At 64.1% G+C, this 25,624-nt stretch carries 25 protein-coding genes; 14 read left to right on the plus strand and 11 right to left on the minus strand.

Translation table 11 applies throughout. From position 1 onward, the window contains the following. Positions 1-163: 163 nt before the first annotated feature. Positions 164-847 carry a hypothetical protein gene (locus GO499_RS02990; RefSeq protein WP_161860799.1) on the plus strand — a complete coding sequence of 228 codons (684 nt, stop codon included), beginning with the start codon at positions 164-166 and terminating at the stop codon, positions 845-847. A gap of 8 nt (positions 848-855) precedes the next feature. On the opposite strand, the gene GO499_RS02995 is transcribed toward GO499_RS02990, so the two are convergent. Together GO499_RS02995 and GO499_RS03000 are read right to left on the minus strand one after the other, a co-directional pair. Further along, positions 856-1,053 (minus strand): hypothetical protein, encoded by a 198-nt coding sequence (locus GO499_RS02995; protein ID WP_161860800.1) that lies wholly within the window; start codon positions 1,051-1,053, stop codon positions 856-858. Further along, positions 1,050-1,376, minus strand: a complete 327-nt coding sequence (locus tag GO499_RS03000) for a TraR/DksA family transcriptional regulator (RefSeq protein ID WP_161860801.1) — start codon at positions 1,374-1,376, stop codon at positions 1,050-1,052. The genes GO499_RS02995 and GO499_RS03000 overlap by 4 nt, the downstream gene beginning before the upstream one ends. Before the next feature lie 100 nt (positions 1,377-1,476). Here GO499_RS03000 and GO499_RS03005 point away from each other — a divergent pair, with 100 nt between their 5' ends. The 11 genes from GO499_RS03005 (at position 1,477) to GO499_RS03055 (ending at position 14,092) form a co-directional block, all read left to right on the plus strand. Beyond that, complete coding sequence (locus GO499_RS03005; protein ID WP_161860802.1) at positions 1,477-2,157, plus strand: DUF2161 domain-containing phosphodiesterase; 681 nt, start codon at positions 1,477-1,479, stop codon at positions 2,155-2,157. A gap of 161 nt (positions 2,158-2,318) precedes the next feature. Next, positions 2,319-5,126: a hypothetical protein gene (locus GO499_RS03010; RefSeq protein WP_161860803.1), complete on the plus strand. Its 2,808-nt coding sequence runs from the start codon at positions 2,319-2,321 to the stop codon at positions 5,124-5,126. A 112-nt stretch (positions 5,127-5,238) separates the two neighbouring features. Further along, entirely contained in the window at positions 5,239-5,778 is a 540-nt protein-coding gene (locus GO499_RS03015) for a histidine phosphatase family protein (RefSeq protein WP_161860804.1), read from the plus strand. 14 nt (positions 5,779-5,792) lie between these two features. After that, complete coding sequence (locus GO499_RS03020) at positions 5,793-7,847, plus strand: M28 family metallopeptidase (protein WP_161860805.1); 2,055 nt, start codon at positions 5,793-5,795, stop codon at positions 7,845-7,847. Positions 7,848-7,891: 44 nt separating this feature from the next. Next, entirely contained in the window at positions 7,892-8,299 is a 408-nt protein-coding gene (locus GO499_RS03025) for a DUF3775 domain-containing protein (protein ID WP_161860806.1), read from the plus strand. A gap of 240 nt (positions 8,300-8,539) precedes the next feature. Continuing rightward, positions 8,540-10,177, plus strand: a complete 1,638-nt coding sequence (locus tag GO499_RS03030; RefSeq protein WP_161860807.1) for an FAD-binding dehydrogenase — start codon at positions 8,540-8,542, stop codon at positions 10,175-10,177. Next, positions 10,174-10,842, plus strand: a complete 669-nt coding sequence (locus GO499_RS03035) for a transaldolase family protein (RefSeq protein ID WP_161860808.1) — start codon at positions 10,174-10,176, stop codon at positions 10,840-10,842. The genes GO499_RS03030 and GO499_RS03035 overlap by 4 nt, the downstream gene beginning before the upstream one ends. A gap of 3 nt (positions 10,843-10,845) precedes the next feature. Beyond that, positions 10,846-12,012: a M20 aminoacylase family protein gene (locus tag GO499_RS03040; RefSeq protein ID WP_161860809.1), complete on the plus strand. Its 1,167-nt coding sequence runs from the start codon at positions 10,846-10,848 to the stop codon at positions 12,010-12,012. Between the two features lie 103 nt (positions 12,013-12,115). Next, positions 12,116-12,709, plus strand: a complete 594-nt coding sequence (locus GO499_RS03045) for an NYN domain-containing protein (protein WP_284154873.1) — start codon at positions 12,116-12,118, stop codon at positions 12,707-12,709. Positions 12,710-12,783: 74 nt separating this feature from the next. Further along, the gene (locus GO499_RS03050) at positions 12,784-13,245 is read left to right on the plus strand and encodes a carboxymuconolactone decarboxylase family protein (RefSeq protein WP_161860810.1); all 462 of its coding nucleotides are present in this window, start codon (positions 12,784-12,786) and stop codon (positions 13,243-13,245) included. After that, positions 13,235-14,092, plus strand: a complete 858-nt coding sequence (locus tag GO499_RS03055) for a sigma-70 family RNA polymerase sigma factor (protein WP_161860811.1) — start codon at positions 13,235-13,237, stop codon at positions 14,090-14,092. The genes GO499_RS03050 and GO499_RS03055 overlap by 11 nt, the downstream gene beginning before the upstream one ends. Positions 14,093-14,099: 7 nt before the next feature. Here GO499_RS03055 and GO499_RS03060 read toward each other — a convergent pair whose 3' ends face one another. From GO499_RS03060 to chvE, 5 genes are all read right to left on the minus strand, one after another. After that, positions 14,100-15,011: a Gfo/Idh/MocA family protein gene (locus GO499_RS03060; protein ID WP_161860812.1), complete on the minus strand. Its 912-nt coding sequence runs from the start codon at positions 15,009-15,011 to the stop codon at positions 14,100-14,102. Next, the gene (gene araD / locus GO499_RS03065; RefSeq protein ID WP_161860813.1) at positions 15,011-16,762 is read right to left on the minus strand and encodes an L-arabinonate dehydratase; all 1,752 of its coding nucleotides are present in this window, start codon (positions 16,760-16,762) and stop codon (positions 15,011-15,013) included. The genes GO499_RS03060 and araD overlap by 1 nt, the downstream gene beginning before the upstream one ends. Before the next feature lie 22 nt (positions 16,763-16,784). Continuing rightward, complete coding sequence (gene mmsB / locus GO499_RS03070) at positions 16,785-18,017, minus strand: multiple monosaccharide ABC transporter permease (RefSeq protein WP_161860814.1); 1,233 nt, start codon at positions 18,015-18,017, stop codon at positions 16,785-16,787. A gap of 10 nt (positions 18,018-18,027) precedes the next feature. Further along, positions 18,028-19,548: a multiple monosaccharide ABC transporter ATP-binding protein gene (gene mmsA, locus GO499_RS03075; RefSeq protein ID WP_161860815.1), complete on the minus strand. Its 1,521-nt coding sequence runs from the start codon at positions 19,546-19,548 to the stop codon at positions 18,028-18,030. A 71-nt stretch (positions 19,549-19,619) separates the two neighbouring features. After that, positions 19,620-20,687, minus strand: coding sequence for a multiple monosaccharide ABC transporter substrate-binding protein (gene chvE, locus GO499_RS03080; protein ID WP_161860816.1), 1,068 nt, complete (start codon positions 20,685-20,687; stop codon positions 19,620-19,622). Between the two features lie 155 nt (positions 20,688-20,842). Between chvE and GO499_RS03085 the strand changes: the two genes are divergently transcribed. Beyond that, a complete protein-coding gene (locus GO499_RS03085; RefSeq protein ID WP_161860817.1) occupies positions 20,843-21,787 on the plus strand; it encodes a LysR family transcriptional regulator in 945 nt (314 codons plus the stop codon). On the opposite strand, the gene GO499_RS03090 is transcribed toward GO499_RS03085, so the two are convergent. From GO499_RS03090 to GO499_RS03105, 4 genes are read right to left on the minus strand one after another with little or no spacing between them, the layout of a single operon-like run. Next, positions 21,772-22,458, minus strand: a complete 687-nt coding sequence (locus tag GO499_RS03090) for an ABC transporter ATP-binding protein (protein ID WP_161860818.1) — start codon at positions 22,456-22,458, stop codon at positions 21,772-21,774. The genes GO499_RS03085 and GO499_RS03090 overlap by 16 nt on opposite strands. After that, positions 22,455-23,198: an ABC transporter ATP-binding protein gene (locus tag GO499_RS03095; protein WP_161860819.1), complete on the minus strand. Its 744-nt coding sequence runs from the start codon at positions 23,196-23,198 to the stop codon at positions 22,455-22,457. Before GO499_RS03095 ends, GO499_RS03090 begins: the two co-directional genes overlap by 4 nt. After that, the gene (locus GO499_RS03100) at positions 23,191-24,174 is read right to left on the minus strand and encodes a branched-chain amino acid ABC transporter permease (RefSeq protein WP_161860820.1); all 984 of its coding nucleotides are present in this window, start codon (positions 24,172-24,174) and stop codon (positions 23,191-23,193) included. The genes GO499_RS03095 and GO499_RS03100 overlap by 8 nt, the downstream gene beginning before the upstream one ends. Then, a complete protein-coding gene (locus GO499_RS03105) occupies positions 24,171-25,091 on the minus strand; it encodes a branched-chain amino acid ABC transporter permease (RefSeq protein ID WP_161860821.1) in 921 nt (306 codons plus the stop codon). Before GO499_RS03105 ends, GO499_RS03100 begins: the two co-directional genes overlap by 4 nt. Positions 25,092-25,135: 44 nt before the next feature. Between GO499_RS03105 and GO499_RS03110 the strand changes: the two genes are divergently transcribed. After that, positions 25,136-25,624 carry a GNAT family N-acetyltransferase gene (locus GO499_RS03110; protein WP_284154874.1) on the plus strand — a complete coding sequence of 163 codons (489 nt, stop codon included), beginning with the start codon at positions 25,136-25,138 and terminating at the stop codon, positions 25,622-25,624.

The raw sequence follows: 25,624 nt of genomic DNA on the forward strand, positions 1-25,624 counted from the left end.
CGGCGGAACGCTATTTCCGAGGAAGGCGGCCGCGGTGACATCCTGGAGAATACCGAACTGTGACGAATGCCATTGTCTCGCAGGGAACTGTGCCGCCAGAATATATCTGAAATGCTAAAGATGTGAATGTGATTGGTTTCAACACGCGGATGGTGTGAGTGCGATGTCCAAGAGCAGGCTTGAGCGGTGGGATATAAGGGTCGGCATCCTGGTCGGGATGCTGACGCTGATTGGTGGAGCGTACAAACTCTACGGCGATCAACGTGACCGCAGGGCGGCCTTCGTCGACAATGTGCAGGAAGTGCGGAGCGTGGCGGAGGCGCTCCGGGATTCGATGTATGGCGAGCGGATCTACAGCCAGCTTGAGAACTTCGAGGTTGCGCTGCAGAAGTGGGACACGCTGGCAGCGCCGCCGCCTGACATCAGGCTGATACCCGAGCAGATTGTCACCAATCGCGCGGATGTGCAGGCCCTGTATATCCGGCTTCAACAGAAGATCGACGCATTGGAACTGGCGGGGGACGGCGACACGCTGGGCGAGATCGCGGCTTTGATGGAGCGAGTAAGGATCAATTCCAAAGGCATGTTCGACCATGCGTTCGCGCGTTTTTCCGACCCCGAGCACGACATGAGCGATCCGGAGGGGTTTGCGGTTCAGAAGGCGCGGTGGGCGGAGATTTCAGCCACTCTGCGGTCATTGCTGCGCAATGAGACACAAGCCCTGCTGAACTGTGTCGACGACAGGCTTGGGGCGGTGATCGACGACCGCAAGGCCATGCAGGGCACACTTTGCAAGGCCGAGCGGGAGGCCTATCTTGCGCGGCACGCGGCGATTTTGCGTCAGTAAAAGTAGGGTTAGCCGCGGTGGCGGGCCAGATCGCGGGACAGGCTTGCCTCGAAGCTCTTGAAATCCTCCGGCACCGGCAGACCGAGCGAGCGGAATTCCGCGATCTTCTCGCGGATACTCTCCTCGATCTGATGTGCGTCCTCCGGCTGGTTGACCATCTGGTCAAGCAGGAGCGAAATACTGGCTTTCAGTGTCTCGAAGCTCATGAACACGCCTTTGCACAGGTCCGGCAGATCGGCGTCTCTGGCAGGATGGCGAGGCGGTCCTCGTCGATGCTTTCGCCGCAACCGGTGCAGACACCGTAGAGCCCGGCCGCAAGCCTGTCCAGTGCCGCCTGGATGCGGCGCATCTCTTGCTGGCCGGCGGTGCCGAGCCCCTCAAGTACCTCCGTTTCCTCGCGCTCCGTGGCGAAATCCTCGAAGTCGCGGGGCGGGGTTTCCTCCAGAGTGTCCTCGATCCTGTGGAGGCGGCCATCGAGTTCAGCCATGCGGCGTTCGAGCCGCGCCCTGATCTGATTTCGGTCCTGCATTGTGGTCTCCTTCCATCGTTTCGCCACCAAGTCTGGCGCAGGTGGTTGCCGGGCGCCTTGATGCGGGTCAATCTTTGTGCGGAAAAAACGGGGACGACGAATGCGGGAAACCGATCTCTACGCGCCGGTGAAGGCTTATCTGGAAGGTCAGGGCTTCGAGGTGAAGGGCGAGATTGGCAATTGCGACGTGCTGGCCCGGCGCGGGCAGGAACCGCCGGTGGTGGTGGAACTGAAGCTGACATTCTCGCTGGCGCTGGTGATGCAGGGGACGGCGCGGCAGGCGCTGTTTGATGATGTCTACCTGGCGGTGCCGGTGTCCGGCGCGAAGGGGTGGAAGCTGCGTTACAAGGATGTCCTGCGGCTGTGCCGCAGGCTGGGGTTGGGACTGCTGGCCGTTGATGTGAAAACGGGCAGGGTGACGGCGCATCTGGATCCGGGGCCGTATCAGCCGCGCCGGAATGGCAAGCGGGCAGGGCGGCTGTTGCGGGAGTTCGAGCGGCGTGTGGGTGATCCGGTGACGGGTGGCGTAACAGGCGTGAAGCAGGTCACAGCCTACAGGCAATCGGCGCTGCGGGCGGCAGAATTTCTGGCGGCCTCGGGCCCGGCGCGGGCGCGCGACGTGGCGGCAGCGACAGGATTCGCGCAAGCGGGAGCGATGTTGCGGGCCGATCATTACGGCTGGTTCGAGAGAGTCGAGCGTGGCGTCTATGCGCTGACGCCGAAGGGCGTGGAGGGGCTGGCAGAATACGCCGAGGAGGTGGCGGCGCTGGCGGCGGATTGAGGCCTTGCCGGCAATCCGTTCATCAATTCAACTGGTTGTCTGACCCATAGCGCTTTGATCGCTTCCTTGTGGGGAGTGACAAATGTCGCATCCGGCATGCGTGCACTGTGTCACCCTTGTCCCAGAAAGAAATTCACACATCGCTTTTTGGGGGAAATGCCATGTCTGAGACGATTATCCGGAACAAGTATGGCGAAGTCGAACACATGACCTTCGATGCGCCGATGGCTGTGCCTGACGGTTTTGCCGGGGCCAGCCCGACTATCATGGCAAATTGGGCTCTGAAGGAACTGATGGGCCAGATGGGGCTGGAAAAGACCCGGATGGACAGCGATCCGGCAGCCGAGGATGCAAAACGCGCTGATGAACCGATCCTTCGGATGGTGAAGGAAAAGCCGCTGCCCGGCACGATGATGGTGGTCTACGAGCAGGAGGCGATGGGGATGCCGGTTTTCGGGGCGAAGGTGGGCATTCGGATCGCCGAGGAAACGAAAGCCGTCACCTCGCTGCAATCATCGGTCCATGCCGGGATCGACGTGCAGAACCCGAAAGCCAAAAGCGCGCGAGAGCCGATGGACGGGATTGCCAAGACGACCTTGAAGAAGATGATCGGCGCGACGCCGGACAAGGCCGAAAACGGGCGCGTGCGTCGCCAGGTCATCTATCGCTACGAGCCGGATGAGCGGGTGGAGGAGCCGCACCGCGAGGAAGGTGGCTGTTTCGGCCGTGATCATGCGTTGCCACTGAAGCTGGCCGCCGTACCGAAGGGTATCGAGGCCGGAAAGCATTACATCGCCGATGAGATACTGTTCGAGGCGCCGTACTCCGAGGCCGGACACACCGCGAACTGGCGGGCGCTGGTGGAGCCGGAGACGGGTGCGGTGCTGTACATCCGGGCGCTGGTCGGCGGCGCGACCGGAATGGTCTATGATCGCGATCCGCAGACGCAGACGGGCACGGCGCTGGGGCCGGACGCGAGCGACGCACAGCTCAACCCATTCCGGACGAGCGTGACGTTGCAGGGCCTGACGGCGGCGACGCCGCAGCCGCTGGCCGGTGAGTTCGTGTCCGTTCAGGAGACGCGGGATCCGGTGGTGGCCGCGCCGGAAGCTGCGGGTCCGGGTGGCACGTTCAACTTCAACGTGACGACCGACGATTTTGCAGCCGTGAATGCCTATTTCAGCATGGATCGATGCTATCGGACGGTGCAGGATTTCGGCTTCGACATTCCCACGTATTTTGCCGGAACGACTTTCCCGGTGCCGGTCGACCATCGCGGTGAATTCGGCGGACGCAACGCCCACGCATGGTCGAACGGGACGGGCGACGGCATGGGGCATTACACCTTCGGCCTTGTCGAGACGGGCGAGCCGGTGGGGATTTCGACGTCGAACCGGGTGTGCTGGCACGAGTTCGGCCATGCACTGTTGTATGAAAGCGTCGGCGGACCCAATTTCGGCTTCGCCCACAGTGCGGGCGACAGCATGGCTGCGATTTCCAATGACCCGGGCACCGCGGCGCCCGATCGCGGATTGACCTTCCCGTGGGTGGACGCGGGCTCCGGCTTTACCCGGAGGCATGACCGGACGGTTGCGGCGGGCTGGGGCTGGTTTGGCAGCCAATACGGTTCCGGCTACGACGGCGAGCAGGTGCTTTCCTCGACGCTGTTCCGTCTCTACCGCTCCTACGGCGGCGATTCCGGGAACGTGAACCGGCAGCGCGAGGCCTCCAACTACGTGATGAACCTGATCTTTGGCGGCTGTGGTGCGCTGACGTCCACAACCAGCAACCCCGAGGTTTTCGAGGCGGCGATGGAGGATTTCGAACGCAATATTCCGATGTTCAACGGCATACCCGGCGGACATCTGCACAAGGTGATCCGCTGGTCTTTTGAACAGCAGGGGCTTTTCCAGCCACTGGCGGCACCGGGGACGCCGGGCAATGTGACGACTGTGGGCAACCCGCCGGATGTGGATGTATACATTGATGACGGGCGCAACGGGGAATACGAGTGGCAGGCAAACCACTGGTCCTGCCAGGACATGTGGGTGCGCCGCAGCGCCGATGGCGGCCTGACGCACGAGCAGCCGATCGTCGGCCAGACTAACTACATGTATGTCAGGGTGAAAAACCGGGGCACGCAGACGGCAAACGGGGTTTCCGTGGATGCGTATCACTGCATTCCGGGCACCGGGCTGGCCTTTCCCGACGACTGGATGCCAATGGCGACGGCGACGCTGGGCCTGCCCGCCATCGCATCTGGCGGCGAAGATATCGCGGGACCGTTCGCCTTCGTGCCTACGGAAGTGGGGCACGAATGCCTGCTGGCGATTGCCCGCGCCGATGGCGACGAGGGCAATGACACGACGATCAACGGCACGATCCCGGAGAGCCGGCTGGTGCCGTTCGACAACAACATCGGCCAGCGCAACGTCAACCCGATCCTGCCATCTTTCCGCCGGATCGTGGAGTGGTGGCGTGAACACGTGATCATCGTCCGCAACCCGTTCTGCGACCCGCGGATCGCCCGTATCGATATCATCCTCCCCCAATTCCTGCGGCGGCTGGGCTGGCAGATGCGTGTCGTTTCCGAAGGTGGGCCGAAGTTCCGTCTGGAGGAAGGCGCACGCAACAAGGTCTACTTCCAGATGGAGCCGGGCAAGGATTTCTCTGACGACCTGGTGCGCCGGGCGATCAAGGAGGGCGATGCCGAGATACGGATCGAGGTGTGGCTGGACGGCGAGTTGTCGGGCGGCATGAGTTATCCGCTGTCCTTCGATGCCGGTGACGACGGCAAGGACCCGGATGGCGGACGCGACCCGATAAAGCCAGTGCTGACGGGCAATACGATCCGCGACATCCTGGGCGTTCTGCGCGGCGGCACCGCGCTGCCGGGGGGTACGATTTCGGAAGCTGGCGGCGTCCGGCGGCTGCGGATCGAATTCGATCTGGACGACGACGAGACCTGAGTGGGGGAACCGGTGTCCCGTCACGGCGATGTATGCCGCGGCGGGACCGTTGGGGGAAAGCTTGCGGGGGCTGGCTTTCCCCCCGGTTATCGAAACGTGAAAGGATGGACCGATGAAGGAACGCAGACACGGCTTTCGCAGGATGCTGATTTCCGGGCTGGTGATCGTTGCCGTGATCATCATTGGCTGGTGGTGGTGGTTCTTCCCGATCACGACAACGGTATTCGTGGTGCGGCACGGCGAGAAGGCCACGGCCAACCCGGCGGATCCCGTGCTGTCGACAGCCGGTGAGGCGCGGGCGCAGGAATTGGCGCATGTGCTGCGCGATGTGGGCATCGATGCGGTCTACGTGACGCAATTCCAGCGTACGCAACTGACCGGCGCACCAGTGGCGGCGGAGGCCGGAGTGACGCCGGTGCAGTATGATGCCGGTACGGTTTCGGAAGCGGTGGACGCGGCGCTGGCGGATTTCAACGGCCGTGAGGTCGTGATCGTCGGCCATTCCAACACGGTGGACGACATCATCGCGGCGCTTGGTGTCAACGGGGTCAGTGAACTGGCGGAGAGCCAGTTCGATCGGCTGTTCGTGGTGACGAAACATTCCGGCGCGACGCATCTGACGCGGCTGCGCTACGGCGCGGACACGCCCTGAAAGGGGAGGGGATCATGGCCAAGGAAAAGATACACGCAGCGCTGGTGGTGCTGGATCAGGCCAGCGGCGCCTTGCGCGAGGGTGGAGAGGGAACCATGGGGATGGACCTGTGGCCGGAGACCCGTGCCGCACTGGCGCTGGCCCGCGAGACCGGCGTGAAGACGGCGCTGGTGGTTCCGACGCCGGAGGGGGCCAAGGCGCGGGGGGCACTGCTGCCCTACAGCGACGGATCCGAGGTGATCGCCGTGCCGATGCACGATGTGCAGGTGGCGGCGGAGATGCGCGGCGGCGAGGGGGTCGCGCTGGTGTCCGGCGACCGGCGAATGCGCGGAGATGCGGCCAAGGCAGGAATGTTGCCGGTGGCCCACGCAGCGCTGCTGCCGGTGGTGTGTGCCGGAGAGTCGGTGGTGGCGGCGTGTCTGACCGGCGGTCGGGATGCGTTGTGGCGCTTTGCGGTAAAGACCGGTGCGGTGCCGCTGTATTTCCAGCCCAGTGGGGGCAGCAGGGCGTGGGTGTTGATTGCCCTGATGGGCGAGTCGGCGCTGGATGGTGGCAAGGGGCTGTCGGTGGAGCGGCTGGAGTGCGATCCGGGCGTCTGCGACCTCGTCTGGCAACGTCTGGACGAGGGTAAGCCACCGGAACGGCGCAAGGTGCTGTACCGTGAGCCGGGGCAGGTTCTGCTGGCGCTGGGACCGGGGGAGACGGCGGAGGATATCGGCATGCACGGCGAGCACGGGCATACCGAGGCGTTGCTGCCCGACCCCGGACTGCTGCGGCCACCGGTGATGGAGGACGCCGGGTTCCGCAGCGGTGACTACATGCGGTTTCCCGCGGAGATCATCGACGTGACGGAGGCGGTGCTGCCCGACAGCGTGATCCGGCAATTGAGTTTGCCCGCATGTGCCAGCGTGACAGCAGGCTACGAGAACGACATCGACCGTTATTCGGGGGTGACGCCGCTGGACGCGGCGGGGGTGATCGTATCCCGCCACATCAACCACGCCGACAACAAGCGGGTGGAGGCGCAACTGCTCTCCGATCTGCGGGCGATGGGCTATTGCCCGTGGCGGCACAACTTCTTCCACGGCGGAACGATGCATTCCAACATCATCGCCGATCTGCCGGGGCGGGGGTATTTCGTGCTGAAGCCGCAGGTGCTGGAGCGGGTGCGCGAGATCATGCTGCGCGGGCCGGTGCTGAAACCGGTGCAGGCCTGGGAAGGCGAGATGGAACGCCTGAAGCTGGCGGACTGGTTCCGAGACGGAAATTTCGGTGAGATGGAGCCGCGTGAGCTGCGGTTGCGAATGGAGGAGATATTCCAGTTGCGGCCGTGGTATCCGTGGTGGCACCGGTTCTGCCTGTTCGCCGGGTTCGGTGCTGGCATACAGATCGTCGGATGCCACCTCGACAGCACCGCGGCAAACGACGGCGGCTACAATTCCGCTGTGGATCCGGCTCCGGGCCGGGACGACAACTGCTCCGGCCTTGCGGGCGTGCTGAGCATGGCGCGATACCTGAAGGCGCATCACGCCGGCAAGCTGCGGCACACGGTGCGGTTCTGTTTTTTCAACGCCGAGGAACAGGGGCTTGTCGGCTCCAAGGCCTATGCGGCCCATCTGAAGGCAGCGAACGCGCCTTTGCGCGGGGCGCTATGCCTGGACATGATCGGACATAACTCGGACGCGCATCGGTTGTGGGAGGTACATGCCGGCGCGTTCGACGGGGCGGCGCGGGACGCTAGCCTGCCGATGGCAGCGGTGGTCGAGAGCGCGGGCGCGGCCTATGGCACGCTGGCACCTGCACAGGTTTACCGTGGCACGAGTTGGTCCGGCGCACCGGACAGGGATGTTTATGACGGGGCGATCAACCGGTCGGACCATGCGGCCTTTCACCAGCAGGGATGGCCGGCGGTGCTGTTGTCCGAGGACTTCTTTGCCAACCTTGCCTCGGAGCCCGGGGCGGACCCTAACCCGAACTATCACCGGCAGGCGGACACAGTGATCGACCTGCCCTTCGCGCGGGACATCGTTTGTGCTGCGACGAAGGCAGTGCTGACGCTGGCGGGATAGCGCAAATTGTGGCAGACTGCGCCCCTGAAGGGGGGCTTTCGGCCATGCCGGAACTGGATTTTGATCCCGAGTACCTGCGACGCCTGATCGTGAAAATGCGGGTGGTCACCGGCGGCGAGGCCACGCAGATGGCCGAGACCCTGGAAGAGGCCGCGGGCGACGTATGGCACCTCAACGTCAACCGCAAGAATGGCGATCCCCTGAACCAGGAACTGGAGGAGGAGATCGGGGCGCTCGACCTCGACCACAAGCTGGAACTGGTGGCGCTGATGTGGCTGGGACGGGGGGACTTCGGGGCGGACGAATGGGACGAAGCGCTGGCGCTGGCGGACGAGCGCCGCGGGGCCCCGACGGCGCAATACCTGCTGGCGCATCCGCAGGTGGCCGACGAAATCGCCAGCGGGCTGGACGCGCTGGGCTTCAGCCATATCATGGAAGATGGCGAGTATTGAGAGCACATCAATTTTTTACCTCAAGCAATTGATTCATATAAGTTTAAACAAGAAAATCAGTGATTGACGGGTGGCCGGGAGACCGCGAACCCCTGATCTTCACGGCATATGCGAGAGCTGCAGGCGTCAGGAAATTCCGGCCAGTATTCGATTGATCTTCCGCCGCAATGATCTTTCATGGTGCGAAAGGCACGGGGGAAATCGGCATGAACAATCAGACAGGCGTCGGGGTTGCTGCCCATGGAGGCTGATGTCGTCGTGATTGGCGCCGGGCTATCGGGCCTTGTGGCGGCCGTGGGGGTGGCGGACCGGGGCAAATCGGTACTCGTTCTTGATCAGGAGGGGCGACAGAACCTCGGCGGGCAGGCGCACTGGTCACTGGGTGGGTTGTTCATGGTCGATACACCGGAGCAGCGGCGGATGGGCATTCGTGACAGCCTGGGCCTGGCGGTGGGCGACTGGATGGGCTCCGCCCAATTCGACAGGGAGACGGATGCGTGGCCTCGCAGCTGGGCTGCGGCCTACCTCGATTTCGCCAGCGGCGAGATGCGTGACTGGCTGCATGGCCTGGGGCTGCGCTGGTTTCCGGTGGTCGGCTGGGCGGAGCGTGGTGGCAGCTTTGGAAGCGGGCACGGAAACTCCGTTCCGCGATTTCATTTGACGTGGGGCACGGGGCCGGGGGTACTGGCGCCGTTCGTGGCACGGGCGCTGGAGCATGAACGCGCAGGGCGGCTGCGTTTCGGCTTTCGCCACCGGGTGACTGCGCTGGAATGTTCCGATGGCGCAGTACGAGCGGTGGCAGGTGATGTGCTGGCGGAAGATGCGGCCGAGCGGGGGGCAGAGACGAACCGAGACGTGGTGGGGGATTTTCGGATCGACGCCGCGCAGGTGATCGTTACCTCCGGCGGGATTGGCGGCAATGACGAGATGGTGCGGCGCAACTGGCCGGTTGACCGTCTGGGACCGCCCCCGGACGAGATGGTCTGCGGGGTGCCGGCCCATGTCGATGGCCGGATGCTGGACGTGGCGGCGGCGGCGGGGGCTTCGCTGATCAACACCGACCGGATGTGGCATTATACCGAAGGCATCCGCAACTGGGCGCCCATCTGGCCGCGCCACGGCATCCGCATCCTGCCGGGACCGTCCTCGCTGTGGTTCGATGCCGAGGGCAATCGGCTGCCTGCACCCTGTATGCCGGGGTTCGACACATTGTCCACATTGCGCGAAATCTGCCGCCGTGGGCATGGGCATTCGTGGTTTGTGCTTACGCAGAAGATTATCGAGAAGGAATTCGCCCTGTCCGGTTCGGAACAGAACCCGGACCTGACCTCCGCATCTTGGCGGGCGGTATTGAAGGAACGGGTGGGTAAGGGCGCGACCGGCGCTGTGGAGGCTTTCAAGGAAAAGGGCGCCGATTTCGTGGTTGCCGAAGATCTTGCGAAACTGGTCGAGGGCATGAACCGATTGAGCGGGCGCTTCGATGCGCAGGCGTTACGCACCGAGATCGAAGCGCGTGATGCGCAACTGGAAAACCGATTTGCCAAGGATGCGCAGATCATTGCACTTCGCGGCGCGCGCAAGTATCTCGGGGACAGGCTGGTGCGGACGGCAAGACCGCATCGCATCCTCGACCCGGCAGCCGGGCCGCTGATCGCAGTCAAGCTGCATATCCTGACGCGCAAGTCACTGGGCGGTATCCACACCGACCTAGACGCAAGGGTGCTGGATGATGGCGGAGAGCCGATAGGCGGGCTTTATGCCGCGGGCGAGGCAGCCGGGTTCGGTGGCGGAGGCTACCACGGATACAACGCTCTCGAAGGCACGTTTCTCGGCGGTTGCCTGTTCTCGGGGCGCAAGGCAGGAGAAGCGGCAGGATGAGACTTTACCTCGACACGGCGGAACGGGCGGCCTGGGAAGAACTGATGCCGCTGGGAATTTTCCACGGTATCACAACAAACCCGCTGCTGGCGCATCGCGCGGGTCTGGAATACGGCGCTATCGACTGGCGAGAGATGGCAGGCCGGGCAAGGGCCCTGGGGGCACAGGAATTGCATGCGCAGGCGGCCGGACCTGTGGAGGGCTATGTTGAGTTCACCGCGGCTCTCTATGAGGCCGGACGGGCCGAGGGCATCGAGACCGTGGTGAAGGTACCACTGGTGCCGGATGCGATCCGGCAGGTGCCGGCGGTGAAGGCGCTGGGCGGCAAGATCCTGATGACATGTTGTTACGACGCAAAGCAGATGCTGGTGGCAGTGGCGCTGGGGGCCGACTACATCGCGCCGTATTACGGGCGGATGGTGGAGGCAGGAATGGATGCGGATGCGCATATGGCGCGGATGCTTGCGATTTCCCGGGCCGGTGGCGGTACCTGCCGGGTGATGGCGGCCTCCCTGCGGAATCCGGAGCAGGTGACGGCGCTTTCTCTCGCAGGGCACGACGTGTTCACCATCGCGCCCGCGGTCGCCCGCGCATTGTTGGGCGATGATCTGAGTGCCAAGGCCTATGCCCAGTTCGAAGCGGCGGCTGCCGGAGAGGGAGAATAGCCGATGCCAATCAGGAACCGCATGGCTGAAATGAAGGGCGAGATTACCGCATGGCGGCGCGACCTGCATGCCAACCCGGAACTGGGGTACGACACGCACCGGACTTCGGCGATGGTGGCCGAAAAGCTGCGTTCGTTCGGCTGTGACAAGGTGGTGGAAGGTATCGGGCGTACTGGTGTCGTTGGCCTGATCCGGGGGCAGAAGGATACGCGCGGGCATGTCGTCGGCCTGCGGGCGGACATGGATGCATTGCCGATCACCGAGGCGACGGGCAAAGAATACGCCTCCAAGGTACCCGGCAAGATGCATGCCTGCGGACATGACGGCCACACTGCAATGCTGCTGGGGGCCGCGAAGTATCTGGCGGAAACGCGTAATTTCGACGGGTCGGTGGCCGTTGTCTTCCAGCCGGCGGAAGAGGGCGGCGCCGGGGGCGAGGCCATGGTCGAGGACGGGCTGATCGACCGGTTCCGCATCCGGGAAATCTACGGGATGCACAATGTTCCGAACAGGCCGCTGGGCAGCTTCGCCATCCGTCCCGGCGCCTTCTATGCGGCTGTCGATACGTTCGAGATCCTGGTGACGGGCAAGGGCGGACACGCGGCACGTCCGCAGATGGTGGTCGATACAACGCTGGCGGCCTCGGCTATCGTGGTGGCGTTGCAGTCGGTGGTGTCGCGCAATGCCGACCCGCAAACGGCGGCTGTGCTGTCGGTAACCAGTTTCCGCACTGAGAGCGAGGCGTTCAACGTGATCCCGGAGCGTGTGGTTCTGCGAGGCACGGCGCGCACCTTCACCAACGAGACGCGGGAGATGGTCGAAATCCGCCTCAGGAACATCGCCACGCTGACGGCAGAGGCGCATGGCGCGCGCGCGGATGTGAAGTGGATGCCGAGCTACCCCAGCATGATCAACCATCCACGCGAGACCGAGATCGCCGCCGATGTTGCGGAGAGATTGACTGGCGCGGTGGAGCGCAATGCACCGGCGACGACGGGTGGCGAGGACTTTTCCTACATGCTGCAGGCCTGTCCGGGGGCCTATATCCAGGTTGGCGGCGGCCCGGGGGCGGGATTGCATCACCCCGAGTACGACTTCAATGACGAGTTGATCCCGGTGGGTGCCTCCTACTGGGCGGAATTGGTCGAGGCGCGTATGCCTGCCGGGTGAACCGTTGCGCAGCGGCCGGTTGACGGCCGCAGAAGGCTGGTGCCATGCTGGTCCGACAGTCGGATTTGAGGCGGGCAGGCGATGAAGCTGCCCGGCACGTGATTTGAAAATACCTTTACTGTTTCTGGTTGTCTGCCTTGCCGCCCTCGGTGCCGGTATCGTCCGGCCCGAATGGACGGAAGCGATACCGCTGGCTGCGGCAGGAGTGCTGGCAAGCGCCATACTGTTCATAAGGGCGCTGCTGCGTCGTCCGCGCGCCGCGCCGGAGAACTACGTCATCATCGATGGTTCCAACATCATGTACTGGAAGAAGGGCGTGCCGGATATCGAAACGGTGCGTGACGTGGTGCGCAGGATCTCAGCGTTGGGGTATATGCCGGGGGTGATGTTCGACGCCAATGCCGGCTATCTGCTGAAAGGCCGCTATCAGCATCACCGTGAATTCGCCCGGCACCTGAAACTGCCGGAGGCGAGCGTGATGGTGGTGCCCAAGGGGACGCCGGCGGACGCGTATATCCTGAGGGCCGCGCGTGATATGAGAGCCGTGATTGTCACCAATGACCGCTATCGCGATTGGGCGGATGAATATCCCGAGGTGCAAACGCGCGGGCATCTGAACCGGGGTGGGTATCGTGACGGCAAACTGTGGCTGCAACTGCAGCCTCTGGACCAACCGGTGGCTGCGCGAGCAGGATAAATTTCCCGCTGCATGTCACATTCCGCTTCGCTGCCTCGTCAGAGGGGTGTCAGTTCGAAGAAGGAGACAGAGACATGACACCGAGGATGACCGATTACATGGAACGGGCGGCGGCAGGGATGAAGCCCTTGTTCACGATGGAAGCGGCGATCGGCAACTCGCCGCTGGAGCGGGAGCTTGTGCATCTGGTGAAGCTGCGGGCTTCGCAGATCAACGGCTGTGCGTTCTGCATCCATATGCACGTATCCGAAGCGCTGCGCGACGGCGACACGCCGCTGCGCCTGCACATGCTGCCGGCGTGGCGGGAGTCGTCGCTCTACTCCCAGCGGGAGCGTGCGGCACTGGCCTGGACCGAGGCACTGACGCTGGTGGCGGAGTCGGGCGCGCCGGATGGTGACTGGCAATTGGTGGAGGCCGCCTTCGACCCCGATGAGCGGGCCTGGCTGTCACTGACGATAGGGGCGATCAACCTTTGGAACCGGATGCAGGTGGGTTTCCGTGCCGCGCATCCGCTGGAGTTGCCGGTTGCCGCCTGAGCCGGGGGTGGATGTGTTCGAGGCGCAGCGGCCGCGGCTGCTGCGTCTCGCCTACCGGATGCTCGGCTCCTCCTCTGAGGCAGAGGACGTGGTGCAGGAGGCTTGGCTGCGCTGGGACCGACAGGCGCAGGCCGAAATCGGTGAGCCGGCGGCATGGCTGACGAGGGTGGTCAGCCGCTTGTGTCTCGACATGATGAAGTCGGCGCGGTCGCGTCGGGAGAGCTATCCCGGCATCTGGCTGCCGGAGCCGCTGGTAGAAGCCGAGGACGACGATCTGCGCGCCGACAACCTGACGCTGACGTTGATGCTGGCGCTGGAGCGGCTTTCGCCGCTGGAGCGTGCGGCTTTCCTGCTGCACGACGTGTTCGGGCAGCCACTGGACGAGGTGGCGGCGGTGGTGGAGCGCAGCCCGGAAGCGGCGCGGCAACTGGCGCGACGGGCGAGGGCGCATGTGCGGGTGGACCAGCTGCGTTACCCGGTGGCACGGGATGAAGGTGAGAATATCGTGCGGGCCTTTTTCGAGGCTTGCCGGGTGGGAGATGCGGAAGCCCTGTCCCGGATGCTGGCTGAGGGTGTGACGCTGCAGTCGGACGGTGGCGGCAAGGTTCTGGCCTATCCGAACCTGATCCGGGGGTCGAAACGGATGCTGCGGCTGCTGCTTGGCCACGCGAGCAAGTATGGCAGCGGCATGCGGTTCGAGCGGTTCGTGATGATCGACGGTCTGCCGGGATTTGTCAGTGCCATGGGCGGGCAGGTGCAGACGACAGCGCTGGATACCGAAGGCGGGAAGATCACGGCGATCTACATCACCCGAAATCCCGAAAAACTGGCGCGGGTTGTGCACTGAGCGGCGCTCAGAACGAAAACTCCGCCGCTTCCACCCGTTGGCCGAGAGTGAAGGCATCCGCCACGTGGACCATCGGTGCGAGATCGACATCGCTGATCCCCAGAGCGATGCATTCGGCCATGCGGGCGTAGAGGCCGGCATACTCGGTGTTGCGCGGCAGCGGGTGGTCGGCACCGCCGATGCTGAGGGTCGAGCCTCCCTTGCCGAGGTGAAGGGTGCCTTCCGACGTCTCCACGTCGATGTCCCATGTTGGCGGGCCTTCCTGCAGCCAGTTGAAATGCGCCGTGGTGTTGCCGGTGAAGCGGAGGTTTGCGGCAATGGGGGTCGCGCGGTTAGCGGGGAAATCGAGTGTGGCGGCGGTGAGGTGAACCGGGTGCGGCAGGATCTCCGTGAGGATCGACAGGGCGTTGATACCGGGGTCGAAGACGCCCATGCCCCCGGGTTCGAAGACCCAGTCCTGGCCCGGATGCCATTCGCGGACGTCTTCTTGCCAGTCGATGTGCACGCGGGTGATGCGTTTGTCGGCGAGCCATTCCCTGGCAGGAGCGACACCGCAGGCGGCACGGCTGTGCCATGAGGCAAAGAGCGTCAGGCCGCGCTCCCGCGCCATCGCGGCGAGGGTATGTACCTCCGCGAGTGTCGCACCTGGAGGCTTTTCCAACATCACATGACGACCGGCCTCCAGAGCGGCCTGCGCATAGGCAAAGCGAGGCGCGGGCGGCAGACAGAGGGAGATGACAGGGATGTCGGGCCGGGTGGCCAGCATTTCCTCGATGCCGGTGAAACCCTCGACGTCCGGCACGGAGCCGGAGCGGGAAACAGTGGCTGCCAGATGCCAGTCATCGCTGGAGGCAATGGCCGGGAGGTGCTGGTCCTCGGCGATCTTGCCGATGCCGACGAGCGCGACAGGCGTGGACATCAATGCGATTCCCGTGCCACTTCGTTTCCGCGACAGCCGACGAGGAAGTCGAAGTCCGCCCCGGTATCGGCGCCCATCACCCGCTCATGGTAGAGTTGGGCGTAGCCGCCATCGGGAACATCGACAGTCGGTTGCCAGGCCTTGAGACGGGCCTCCAGTTCGGCGTCCGGAATGTCGAGATGCAGGCGGCGGTTCGGAACGTCGAGTTCGATCATGTCACCGGACTGCACGACTGCCAGCGGGCCGCCGCGCGCAGCTTCGGGCGAGGTATGCAGGACGACGGTGCCGTAGGCGGTGCCGGACATGCGGGCGTCGGATATACGGATCATGTCGGTGATGCCCTTGCGCAGGACCTTGGGCGGTAATCCCATGTTGCCGACCTCGGCCATGCCGGGATAACCGCGCGGGCCGCAATTCTTGAGCACCATGATGCAGGTCTCGTCAATGTCGAGATCCTCGTCCTCGATGCGGGCCTTGTAGTCGTCGATGTCCTCGAAGACGACGGCGCGGCCCTTGTGCGTCAGCAGATGCTCGCTTGCGGCGGACGGTTTGAGGACCGCGCCGCCGGGGGCGAGGTTGCCGCGCAGGACTGCGATGCCGCCAGAGGCTGTCAGCGCCTGTTCCTTCGGCCGGATGACATCCTCGTTCCAGTTCTTGACGTCTTTCACCTCTTCCCAGATCGAGGCGCCGGAAACGGTGATGGCCTCCTTGTGCAGGAGGCCTTCCTCACCCAGACGCTTGATAACAACGGGCAGGCCGCCGGCGTAGAAGAACTCTTCCATCAGATATTTGCCGGAAGGCATTAGGTTGACGATCGTGGGCACGTTCTGGCCGCAGCGGTCCCAGTCCTCGAGCGTGAGGTCGATACCGACGCGGCCGGCGATGGCGAGCAGGTGCACGACGGCGTTGGTGGAGCCGCCGATGGCGCCATTGGTGCGGATGGCGTTCTCAAAGGCGTCCTTCGTCAGGATGTCTGAAGGTTTCAGGTCGTCCTTGACCATCTGCACGATGCGCCGTCCGGTAAGTTGCGCCATCATGCGGCGACGGCTGTCGACCGCCGGGATGGCGGCATTGCCGGAGAGTGCCATGCCGAGAGCCTCGGCCATGCTGGCCATCGTGCTGGCGGTGCCCATGGTGTTGCAGGAGCCGGGGGAACGGGACATGGAGGCTTCCGCCTCGACGAAATCCTCCGACGTCATCTCACCGGCCTTCACGGCTTCGGAGAACTTCCAGAGATGGGTGCCGGAGCCTACTCGCTCGCCCTGGAAATAGCCGTTCAGCATCGGGCCGCCGGAGACGACGATGGCGGGCAGATCGACTGAGGCTGCACCCATCAGCAGGGCTGGGGTGGTCTTGTCGCACCCCGCGAGAAGGACCACGCCGTCGATGCACTTGCCGCGGATCGCCTCTTCCACATCCATCGAACAGAGGTTGCGGAACATCATGGCCGTGGGGCGCAGCGTGCTTTCGGAGGGCGAGAATACCGGGAACTCGACGGGGAAGCCGCCCGCTTCCCACACGCCGTTCTTCACCCGCTCGGCGATGTCGCGCAGATGCGCGTTGCAGGGGGTGAGTTCCGACCAGGTGTTGCAGATGCCGACGATGGGACGGCCATCAAACAGGTCGGCCGGGAAGCCCTGGTTCTTCATCCACGAGCGGTGGTAGATGGCATCCTTGGTGGAGCCCGAAAACCATTCCTGGGAGCGGAGTTTGCGGGGCCAGGTGGCTGGTTTGAAGCTGGTGGCGTCCATTGTGCGCGTCCTGTTCCGGGCCTCAGCCCTGTTTGCTCTTGTTGTAGACATCGAAGATGACGGCGGCGAGCAGCACGAGACCCTTGATGACCTGTTGATAATCGATACCGATTCCCATGATCGACATGCCGTTGTTCATGACGCCCATGATGAAGGCGCCGACGACGGCACCGACGATCTTGCCCACGCCGCCCGACATGGAGGCACCGCCGATGAAGACCGCGGCGATGACGTCGAGTTCGAAGGCGACGCCGGCCTTGGGTGTTGCGGTATTGAGGCGGGCGGCGAAGATGAGGCCCGCGAGTGCCGCGAGCATACCCATGTTGACGAAGGCGAGGAAGGTGAGCCGTTCGGTCTTGATGCCAGAGAGCTTGGCCGCCTTCTCGTTGCCGCCGAGTGCGTAGATGCGACGGCCGAGCGTCGTCTTCTCCGTCAGGAAGGCGTAGACTACGGTCAGGACGCCCATTGTGATCAGCACGTTCGGCAGGCCACGGAAGGTGGAGAGCTTGTAGGAAATGAAGACGATGGCACCGGCCACGAGAGCGTTGCGGATGACAAAGAATGCCATCGGCTCGCCAGCCATGCCATAGCGGGCGTTGCGGATGCGGGAACGGTAGCCGACCCAGACGATGGCGGCGGCGATGATGATACCGCAGGCAACTGCGAAGCCATTGACGCGTTTCGCGCCGGTGATTTCTGCCAGAAGCGCGCCGAACGGGCTGATGAAATCGGGAATGAAACCGGTGGAGAGGCGCTGAAACTCGACAGGGAAGGGGCCGACCGACTGGCCCTCGAGCAGCCAGAGCGACAGGCCGCGGAAGACGAGCATGCCCGCGAGGGTGACGATGAAGGACGGAATCCGCCAGTAGGCGATCCAGTAACCCTGCGCGGCACCGATCAGGATGCCGGTAAGGATGCAGGCGGGCGCGGCCATGAGAATGGGCCATTCCCATTGCACGATCATCACGGCCGCGAGGGCACCGACAAAGCCGACGACCGAGCCCACGGAGAGGTCGATATGGCCCGCGACGATCACCAGCAGCATGCCCAGCGCCATGATGATGATGTAGCTGTTCTGCAGGAAAAGGTTGGTGATGTTGACTGGGCGCAGAAGGGTTCCGTCGGTCACGATCTGGAAGAAGCCCATGATAACGACCAATGCCAGCAGCATGCCGTAATCGCGGATGTGATCGGCGAGGTAGGTCTTCATCGAAGTCCTGTCAGCCGGGGCCGGGGCGTCTATCACGTCTGCCATCTACTCTCTCCTACCTGCGCACGATGAACGACATGATGCGTTCCTGGCTGGCCTCCTCGGCCGAAAGCTCACCAACCAGTGCGCCTTCGTTCATCACGTATATCCTGTCGCACATGCCGAGCAGTTCAGGCATTTCCGAGGATATCATGACGACGCCCCGGCCCTCGGCGGCCAGATCGTTCATGATGCTGTATATTTCGTATTTTGCGCCGACGTCGATGCCGCGTGTCGGCTCGTCGAGGATCAGCACGTCGGGTTCGGTGAACAGCCACTTGGACAGTACGACCTTCTGCTGGTTGCCGCCCGAGAGGTTCATCACTCTCTGGTGAACGCCGGGCGTACGAATGTTCATGGCCTTGCGGTATTTCTCGGCCACCTGCTGCTCGCGCCCCTCGGAAAGAACGGCGTTCTGCGAGACGCCGGCGAGATTGGCGAGCGTGATATTTCGGCTGATCGGCTCCTCCAGGATCAGCCCGAGCGATTTCCGGTCCTCCGTCACGTAGGCAAGGCCGGCGGCGATGGCGCGATCAACGGTGGAGATGTCGATGGGCTGTCCGCGAAGCCGGGCTTCGCCAGAGATGTTCTTGCCATAGCTGCGACCGAAGAGGCTCATTGCCAGTTCGGTGCGGCCAGAGCCCATGAGGCCGGCGATGCCGACGATCTCTCCGGCGCGCACCGTGAAATTGGCGTTCTTGATCACCTGACGTTCGGCGTGCTCGGGGTGCCAGACGGACCAGTCCTTCACCTCGAAGAGTGTCTCGCCGGGGTTGCGCACGCGGTCCGGGTAGCGGTGGGACATGTCGCGGCCGACCATGTCGCGGATGATGCGTTCCTCGCTGATTTCCCCGGCCTTGGCGTTCAGGGTGCTGATGGAACGGCCGTCGCGGATGACGGTGATGGTGTCGGCCACACGCTCGACCTCATTGAGTTTGTGGCTGATGAGGATGGAGGTGATGCCCTGGCGCTTCAGTTCCAGCAGCAGGTCCATCAGGGCGGCGCTGTCATTCTCTTGCAGGGCCGCCGTGGGCTCGTCGAGGATCAGCAGTCGCACGTCTTTGGAGAGCGCCTTGGCGATCTCTACCAATTGCTGTTTGCCGACGCCGATTTTGTCGACGATGGTTGTGGGTGCTTCGCGGAGGCCGACCTTGCGCAGGAGCTTCTCGGTGCGGGCGAATGTTTCGGGCCAGCTTATTACACCGTTGGTGGCGACCTCGTTGCCGAGAAAGATGTTTTCGGCGATGGAGAGGAGCGGGATCAGGGCAAGTTCCTGATGGATGATGATGACGCCCTTCTTCTCGCTGTCTCCGATGGACCCAAAACGGGCTTCCTCACCTGCATAGGAGATCGTGCCTTCGTAGGAGCCATGGGGGTAGACGCCGGAAAGCACCTTCATCAGCGTCGATTTGCCGGCGCCGTTTTCGCCAACAAGAGCGTGGATTTCGCCTTCCTCCACCGAGAGAGAGACCTCGTCCAGTGCTTTCACGCCCGGAAAGGTCTTGGTGATGGATTGCATTTCGAGGAGGGTTGGCATGTCTGGTTCTGCTTCAGGACAGCAGAGCCCGCCGCAGATGTCGCGGCGGGCCCCGGCGTTGCGTGGACAGATTACTCGATCTGGTCTTTGGTGTAGTAGCCGGACCCGATCAGGATCTCTTCCCAGTTGGAGGCATCGACGGAAACCGGCTCCAGCAGATAGGAGGGAACGACGAGGACGCCGTTGTCGTAGGTTTCGGTGTCATTGATCTCCGGCTCACCGCCTTCCAGCAGAGCCTCGACCATACCGACTGTGACGCGTGCGAGTTCACGTGTGTCCTTGAAGACCGTGGAGTACTGCTCACCCGCGAGGATGGACTTCACGGACTGTACCTCCGCATCCTGACCGGAAACGATGGGCATCGGCTGGTCGCCGGAGCCGTAGCCGACACCTTTCAGCGAGGAAAGGATACCGATGGACAGGCCATCGTACGGCGAAAGGACGCCGTGGACGGGCTGGTCGGTATAGTGGGCGGAGAGAAGGTTATCCATCCGCGCCTGCGCAACCGCGCCATCCCAACGGAGGGTTCCGACCGTATCCATGCCCATCTGGCCGGACTGAATGATGACAGTGCCATCGTCGATCAGCGGCTGGAGGACCGACATGGCGCCATCATAGAAGAAATAGGCGTTGTTGTCGTCCGGGCTGCCGCCGAAGAGTTCGACGTTGTAGGGGCCGTCGCCAAAGCGCTGCTTCAGGCCGTCTACGAGCGAGGTCGCCTGCTGGACGCCGACCTTGAAGTTGTCGAAGGTGGCGTAGTAGCTGACGTCGCCGCTGTCGCGGATCAGCCGGTCATAGGCAATGACGGGGATGTCGAGCGCGGCGGCGTTGGCGAGGGCATTGGACAGGGTCGTGCCGTCGATGGCCGCGATTACGAGCGCGTCGACTTCCTTGGTGATCATGTTTTCGATCTGGGCGAGCTGGTTGGGAATGTCGTCTTCGGCATACTGAAGATCGGTCTCGTAGCCGGCGGCTTCGAACTGTTCCACCATGGACGCACCGTCGGAAATCCAGCGGGCGGAGGATTTGGTGGGCATGGCGATGCCAATGGTGCCCTTGTCCTGCGCCGCCACGGGGGCGGTAATTGCCATACCCGCAACGAGTGCCGTCGCGGCCAGGGCCGTTGTCAAAAATTTCATAATGTCCTCCCAGACCCGCCTCGGTGACGGGTAAAACTTTGAACGGAGCGACTCGTTGCTTGGGCCGCTTCCTGCGGCATCATGGGCATGGGTGGACATATCAGTCAAATGCGAAAATAAGATAGAGTCATACCAATTTTGATATGAGATTCGGCATGCTCGACCAGAGATTGCATAAGGGCCTGAAGATTTCCCACATCCGGCTGCTGGCCGCAGTGCTGCAGGAGGAAAACCTGAGTGCCGCGGCGATGCGGGTGGGTATCAGCCAGCCTGCGGCGTCGCGTCTTGCCGGCGAACTCGATGCGCTGCTGGGCTGTCCACTGTATTTGCGGACGGCGCGCGGCGTGCGGCTGACGGCGGAGGGGGCGGCGCTGGCGAAGCGGGCAGCGAGGATGCTGAGCGAGATCGATCTGGCCGGACGGGAAATCGAGGAACTGCGCAGCGGAGCCGTGGGGCGGGTGCGTGTGGGATCCGTCACCGGACCGGCGGTGGAATACGTGCTGCCGGCGATTGCGGCTTTCCGTCTGAGCCACGGACAGGTGGCGGTAGGCGTGGACGTCGGCACCAGCGATGACCTGATGCCGCGCCTGCTGGACGGGACGCTGGATTTCGCGCTGGCGCGGCGGCCCGCACATCTGCCGTCGGAAGAATTTGTTGAATTACCGCTGATTGACGAGCCGGTGGATTTCATCGTGCGTGCCGGTCATCCCTTGCTTGGACAGGGGCGGCTGCCGGTGGAGGCGGCGCTGGCTTATGAGTGGGTTCTTCCGTTCGAAAGGGCGCTGTTGCGTGAGACGGTGGAACGGGCACTGAGGGCTGAGGGGCTGGCGATGCCGGCGACGGTACTGTCCACCAGTTCCTTTCTCGCGACGCTGGCGGCAGTACGCAATTCCAACGCGGTGGCGCCGATCGCCTCTTCTGTGGCCGATGGCTTTCCGGGCAGCGAGATCCGGACCTTGCCGCTGACAATGCAGGTGCAGGTTGAGCGGTATTCCTATTTCCAGCGGGCGGGGACGGACCTGACGCCGGCGGCGCGGGCGTTGGCACGGGATGTGATCGGCCGGTTGCAGCCGGCGCTGCTGTCTCAGATGCCGAGGTAGCGGGTTGCCAGATCGGGTGTCAGGCCGGAGATGGGCCCTGACCACACGGAGGTGCCGCGCTCCAGCAGTACGGCGGTATCGGCGATCGACCTAAGTTCCTTCAGCGACTTGTCGATGATGAGGAGCGAAAGGCCGGTCTCGGCTTTCAGCGTGCCGATGGCTGCCCAGATTTCCTGCCGGACAAGGGGGGCCAGGCCCTCCGTCGCCTCGTCGAGGATCAGAAGGCGCGGATTGGTCATCAGGGCGCGGGAGATGGCGAGCATCTGCTGTTCGCCGCCCGAGAGCGTGGCGGCGTTCTGGCCCCTGCGCTCGGCGAGGCGGGGAAAAAGCGCCGTAACACGGGCCATGTTCCAGTGGCCGGGACGGGCGGCGGCGAGGAGGTTTTCGGAAACGGAGAGGTTCGGAAAGCAGCGGCGGCCTTCAGGCACGAGGCCAATGCCGAGGCGGGCGGCCTTGTGGGCGGGAAGGTCGGCGAGTGACCGACCGGCGAAGGTAATTGTGCCGCCCGCGGGCAGCAGGCGGCAGATCGCCTTCACCGTCGTGGATTTGCCCATTCCGTTGCGGCCCATGAGTGCCAATGCCTCACCTTCGGCAATAGTCAGCGAAACGCCGAAGAGCGCCTGTGCGGGGCCGTATGAGGCGGAGACGTTTTCAAGGGACAAGAGGCTCATGCGTCCTGCCCCAGATAGGCTTCGCGCACCACCGGATTGGCGCGGATCTCATCGGTTGTACCGGTGGCGATGACTTCGCCGTAGACGAGGACGGAGATGCGGTCGGCCAGCGCGAAGACGGCATCCATGTCGTGTTCCACCAACAGGATCGGGGCTTGGGTGCGGAGTGTGGCCAGAAAGTCGGTCATGTTCTGGGAGCCTTCAGAGCCGAGCCCGGCCATGGGTTCATCGAGGAGGAAGGCCTTTGGCTCCAGCGTCAGGGCGATGGCGAGTTCCAGCAGGCGGCGCTGGCCGTGGCTGAGGGCGGAGACGGGCGTGGCGGCCTGCCCGGCAAGACCGACGCGGGTGAGCGCGGCCTGCGCCCGTTGGCGGAGAGTGTCCACAGGACGACCCCACAGACGGAAGGGCCGACCGTTGGTGGCGGTTGCGCCGAGCAGAGCGTTCTGCAGTACCGTGTCCTGCATCGCCAGTTGCGATACCTGAAAGGTGCGGGCGAGGCCTGCGCGCGCGCGGGCAGGAGTGGAAAGATGGGTGATATCTTCGCCGCAGAGATGGACGCTGCCGTTGTCTGGCTTCAGTGCACCGGCGATCTGGGCGATCAGGGTCGATTTGCCCGCACCGTTGGGGCCGATGAGGGCATGGATTTCTCCGGGGCAAAGAGTGAGGGAGACAGATTTGCTGGCTTCGAGTGCGCCGAAGCGCTTAGAGAGGCCGCGCGTTTCCAGAACCGGGTCAGACATGGGGCCGGGCCTTTCCGGCGGCGATGCCGACCAGGCCGCCGGGGGCGAAGAGCACCGTCACCAACAGGATGAGGCCAAGTGCGATCTGCCAATAATCCGAGACGCCGCCGAGCAGTTCTTCCAGCAGGATGAACAGGGCCGCGCCCGCGACCGGCCCGAAAAGGCGGGCGGTGCCGCCGAGAATGACGAGGATCATGATCTCTCCACTGGTTTGCCAAGAGAACATGGCCGGAGAGACGAAGCGGTTGAGATCGGCATAGAGCGCGCCTGCAAGGCCGGTGATCATGCCGGAGAGGGTGAAGGCGAGAAGGCGGAGGCGGTAGGGCGAGAGGCCGACAGCCTCCACCCGCGCGTGGGCTTGCCGGGCGGCATTGAGTGAAAGGCCGAAGGGTGAGCGGGCGAGCATGGCTGCGAAGGCGAGGGCGGCGAGCAGCACGGCGAGGGCAAGACCGTAGAACTGGATCGGATCGAGCGTGTTGAGGCCGGGAAAGCCGTTGCGCACGTAGATCGGCAACCCGTCCTCGCCGCCATAGGCGGGCCAGCTGATCGCGAAGTAGAAGAACATCTGGCCGAAGGCGAGCGTGATCATGATGAAGTAGACGCCGGAGGTGCGCAGCGACAGCGCGCCGATGGCCAGCGCGGCAAGGCCGGAGGCGGCGAGGGCGGTGGCCCAGATGATGGGCATCGATTTGGTGCCCTCGATCAGGACCGGCCAATCGGTGAGGGGCGTGTAGCTTTGCGCGTGGCTGGCGAGGATGCCCATCGCGTAACCGCCGAGACCGAAGAAGGCCGCGTGGCCGAGCGAGACGAGCCCGCCGAGGCCAAGGGCGATATTCAGGCCAACACCTGCGAGCGCCAGGATGGCGACCTTGGTGCAAAGCGTGATGATGAAAGGCTCGTCCGCCACCCATGCCCAGAGCGGCACGGCGACAAGGGCGGCGAGGAGGGCCGCGTTGAGGATACGCTCGCGGGTCATGCGCGGGCGCCGTAGAGCCCGGAGGGGCGCAGGATGAGGATGACTGCCATCAGGATGTAGATGAGCATGGACGAGAGGGCCGCGCCGGTGGAGGCGGCGGCCGACGGTTCCATGAAAAGGGCGAAGGCGGCGGGCAGGAATAGGCCGCCCAGCGTATCCGTGAGGCCCACCAGCAAAGCGCCAACAAGCGCGCCCTTGATGGAGCCGATGCCGCCGATGACGATGGTGACGAAGGCAAGGATCAGTACCGGCTCGCCCATGCCCACCTGCACGGACTGGATCGCCCCGACGAGCGCACCAGCCAGCCCGGCCAGCGCCGCGCCGAGCGCGAAGACGATGGTGTAGAGGCGGCTGATGTCGACACCGAGGGCCGCGATCATCTCGCGGTCACTTTCGCCCGCGCGGATGCGGATGCCGAGCCGGGTGCGGCCCACCAGCAGGAACAGGCCGCCCGCGATGGCGAGGCCAGCGACGATGAGCGCGAGGCGGTAGAGCGGGTACTCGATGCCGAAGGGCAGGGTGACGGGGCCCGACAGCACGGGCGGGATCGAGAGGTAGAGCGGGAAGGAGCCGAAGACCCAACGCGTGCCTTCCGAGAAGATGAGGATCAGCGCGAAGGTCGCGAGCACCTGATCAAGATGGTCGCGCGCATAAAGGCGACGGATCACCGTGACCTCGACCAGCGCCCCGGCAGCGGCAGAGGCGGCAAGGGCCGCGATGAGCCCGAGAAAGAACGAGCCGGTGGCGGCGGCGGTGGCTGCAGCGGCGAAGGCGCCGATCATGTAGAGCGAGCCGTGCGCGAGGTTGATCAGGCCCATCACGCCGAAGACGAGCGTGAGACCGGCGGCCATGAGAAACAGCATGATGCCCAGTTGCAGCCCGTTCAGCACCTGTTCGGCAAGAAGGAGACTGGACATCAGCGCATCGCTTCGGAACTGTGCCCGAAAAAGGAGGATCCGGGGTGAGCGAAAGTGTAAAGGTGCGGCCCGCACGGGCGGAGGATGTGCCGGAGATGGCGGCGATCCTGAACGAGATCATCGCGATCGGCGGGACGACCGCCTTCGAGGATGAACGGAGCGAGGCCGAGGTTGCGGACATAGTGATGGAGCGGCCGGAGAGCCTCTTCGCGCATGTCGCGCTCGACGGCGAGGGGGCGGTGGCCGGGTTCCAGTACGTGATCGCGACAGACGAGGCGGGCGTCGGCTCGGTCGCCACCTTCGCGCGGCAGGCGCCGGTCATCCGGGCCGTCGGCACGGCGCTGCTGCGTGCCACTGTTCTGTCGTCGCAGGCCGCGGGGCTGACGGCCATCGACGCGCACATCCGCGGCGACAATGTGCCGGGCCTGGCCTACTATTCGAAGATGGGATTCAAGGATCATGCGGTGGTGCCGAGCGTGCCGCTGAAGAACGGCACACCCATTGATCGGATCGTTAAACGGCTGCAACTGTAG

Source organism: Algicella marina, from assembly GCF_009931615.1.
GTDB lineage: Bacteria > Pseudomonadota > Alphaproteobacteria > Rhodobacterales > Rhodobacteraceae > Algicella > Algicella marina.

Coding starts and splice junctions, on each gene's coding strand:
- GO499_RS02990 (WP_161860799.1), top strand. CDS start 164: ATGTCCAAGAGCAGGCTTGAGCGGTGGGATATAAGGGTCGGCATCCTG.
- GO499_RS02995 (WP_161860800.1), bottom strand. CDS start 1,053: ATGAGCTTCGAGACACTGAAAGCCAGTATTTCGCTCCTGCTTGACCAG.
- GO499_RS03000 (WP_161860801.1), bottom strand. CDS start 1,376: ATGCAGGACCGAAATCAGATCAGGGCGCGGCTCGAACGCCGCATGGCT.
- GO499_RS03005 (WP_161860802.1), top strand. CDS start 1,477: ATGCGGGAAACCGATCTCTACGCGCCGGTGAAGGCTTATCTGGAAGGT.
- GO499_RS03010 (WP_161860803.1), top strand. CDS start 2,319: ATGTCTGAGACGATTATCCGGAACAAGTATGGCGAAGTCGAACACATG.
- GO499_RS03015 (WP_161860804.1), top strand. CDS start 5,239: ATGAAGGAACGCAGACACGGCTTTCGCAGGATGCTGATTTCCGGGCTG.
- GO499_RS03020 (WP_161860805.1), top strand. CDS start 5,793: ATGGCCAAGGAAAAGATACACGCAGCGCTGGTGGTGCTGGATCAGGCC.
- GO499_RS03025 (WP_161860806.1), top strand. CDS start 7,892: ATGCCGGAACTGGATTTTGATCCCGAGTACCTGCGACGCCTGATCGTG.
- GO499_RS03030 (WP_161860807.1), top strand. CDS start 8,540: ATGGAGGCTGATGTCGTCGTGATTGGCGCCGGGCTATCGGGCCTTGTG.
- GO499_RS03035 (WP_161860808.1), top strand. CDS start 10,174: ATGAGACTTTACCTCGACACGGCGGAACGGGCGGCCTGGGAAGAACTG.
- GO499_RS03040 (WP_161860809.1), top strand. CDS start 10,846: ATGCCAATCAGGAACCGCATGGCTGAAATGAAGGGCGAGATTACCGCA.
- GO499_RS03050 (WP_161860810.1), top strand. CDS start 12,784: ATGACACCGAGGATGACCGATTACATGGAACGGGCGGCGGCAGGGATG.
- GO499_RS03060 (WP_161860812.1), bottom strand. CDS start 15,011: ATGTCCACGCCTGTCGCGCTCGTCGGCATCGGCAAGATCGCCGAGGAC.
- araD (WP_161860813.1), bottom strand. CDS start 16,762: ATGGACGCCACCAGCTTCAAACCAGCCACCTGGCCCCGCAAACTCCGC.
- mmsB (WP_161860814.1), bottom strand. CDS start 18,017: ATGGCAGACGTGATAGACGCCCCGGCCCCGGCTGACAGGACTTCGATG.
- mmsA (WP_161860815.1), bottom strand. CDS start 19,548: ATGCCAACCCTCCTCGAAATGCAATCCATCACCAAGACCTTTCCGGGC.
- chvE (WP_161860816.1), bottom strand. CDS start 20,687: ATGAAATTTTTGACAACGGCCCTGGCCGCGACGGCACTCGTTGCGGGT.
- GO499_RS03085 (WP_161860817.1), top strand. CDS start 20,843: ATGCTCGACCAGAGATTGCATAAGGGCCTGAAGATTTCCCACATCCGG.
- GO499_RS03090 (WP_161860818.1), bottom strand. CDS start 22,458: ATGAGCCTCTTGTCCCTTGAAAACGTCTCCGCCTCATACGGCCCCGCA.
- GO499_RS03095 (WP_161860819.1), bottom strand. CDS start 23,198: ATGTCTGACCCGGTTCTGGAAACGCGCGGCCTCTCTAAGCGCTTCGGC.
- GO499_RS03100 (WP_161860820.1), bottom strand. CDS start 24,174: ATGACCCGCGAGCGTATCCTCAACGCGGCCCTCCTCGCCGCCCTTGTC.
- GO499_RS03105 (WP_161860821.1), bottom strand. CDS start 25,091: ATGTCCAGTCTCCTTCTTGCCGAACAGGTGCTGAACGGGCTGCAACTG.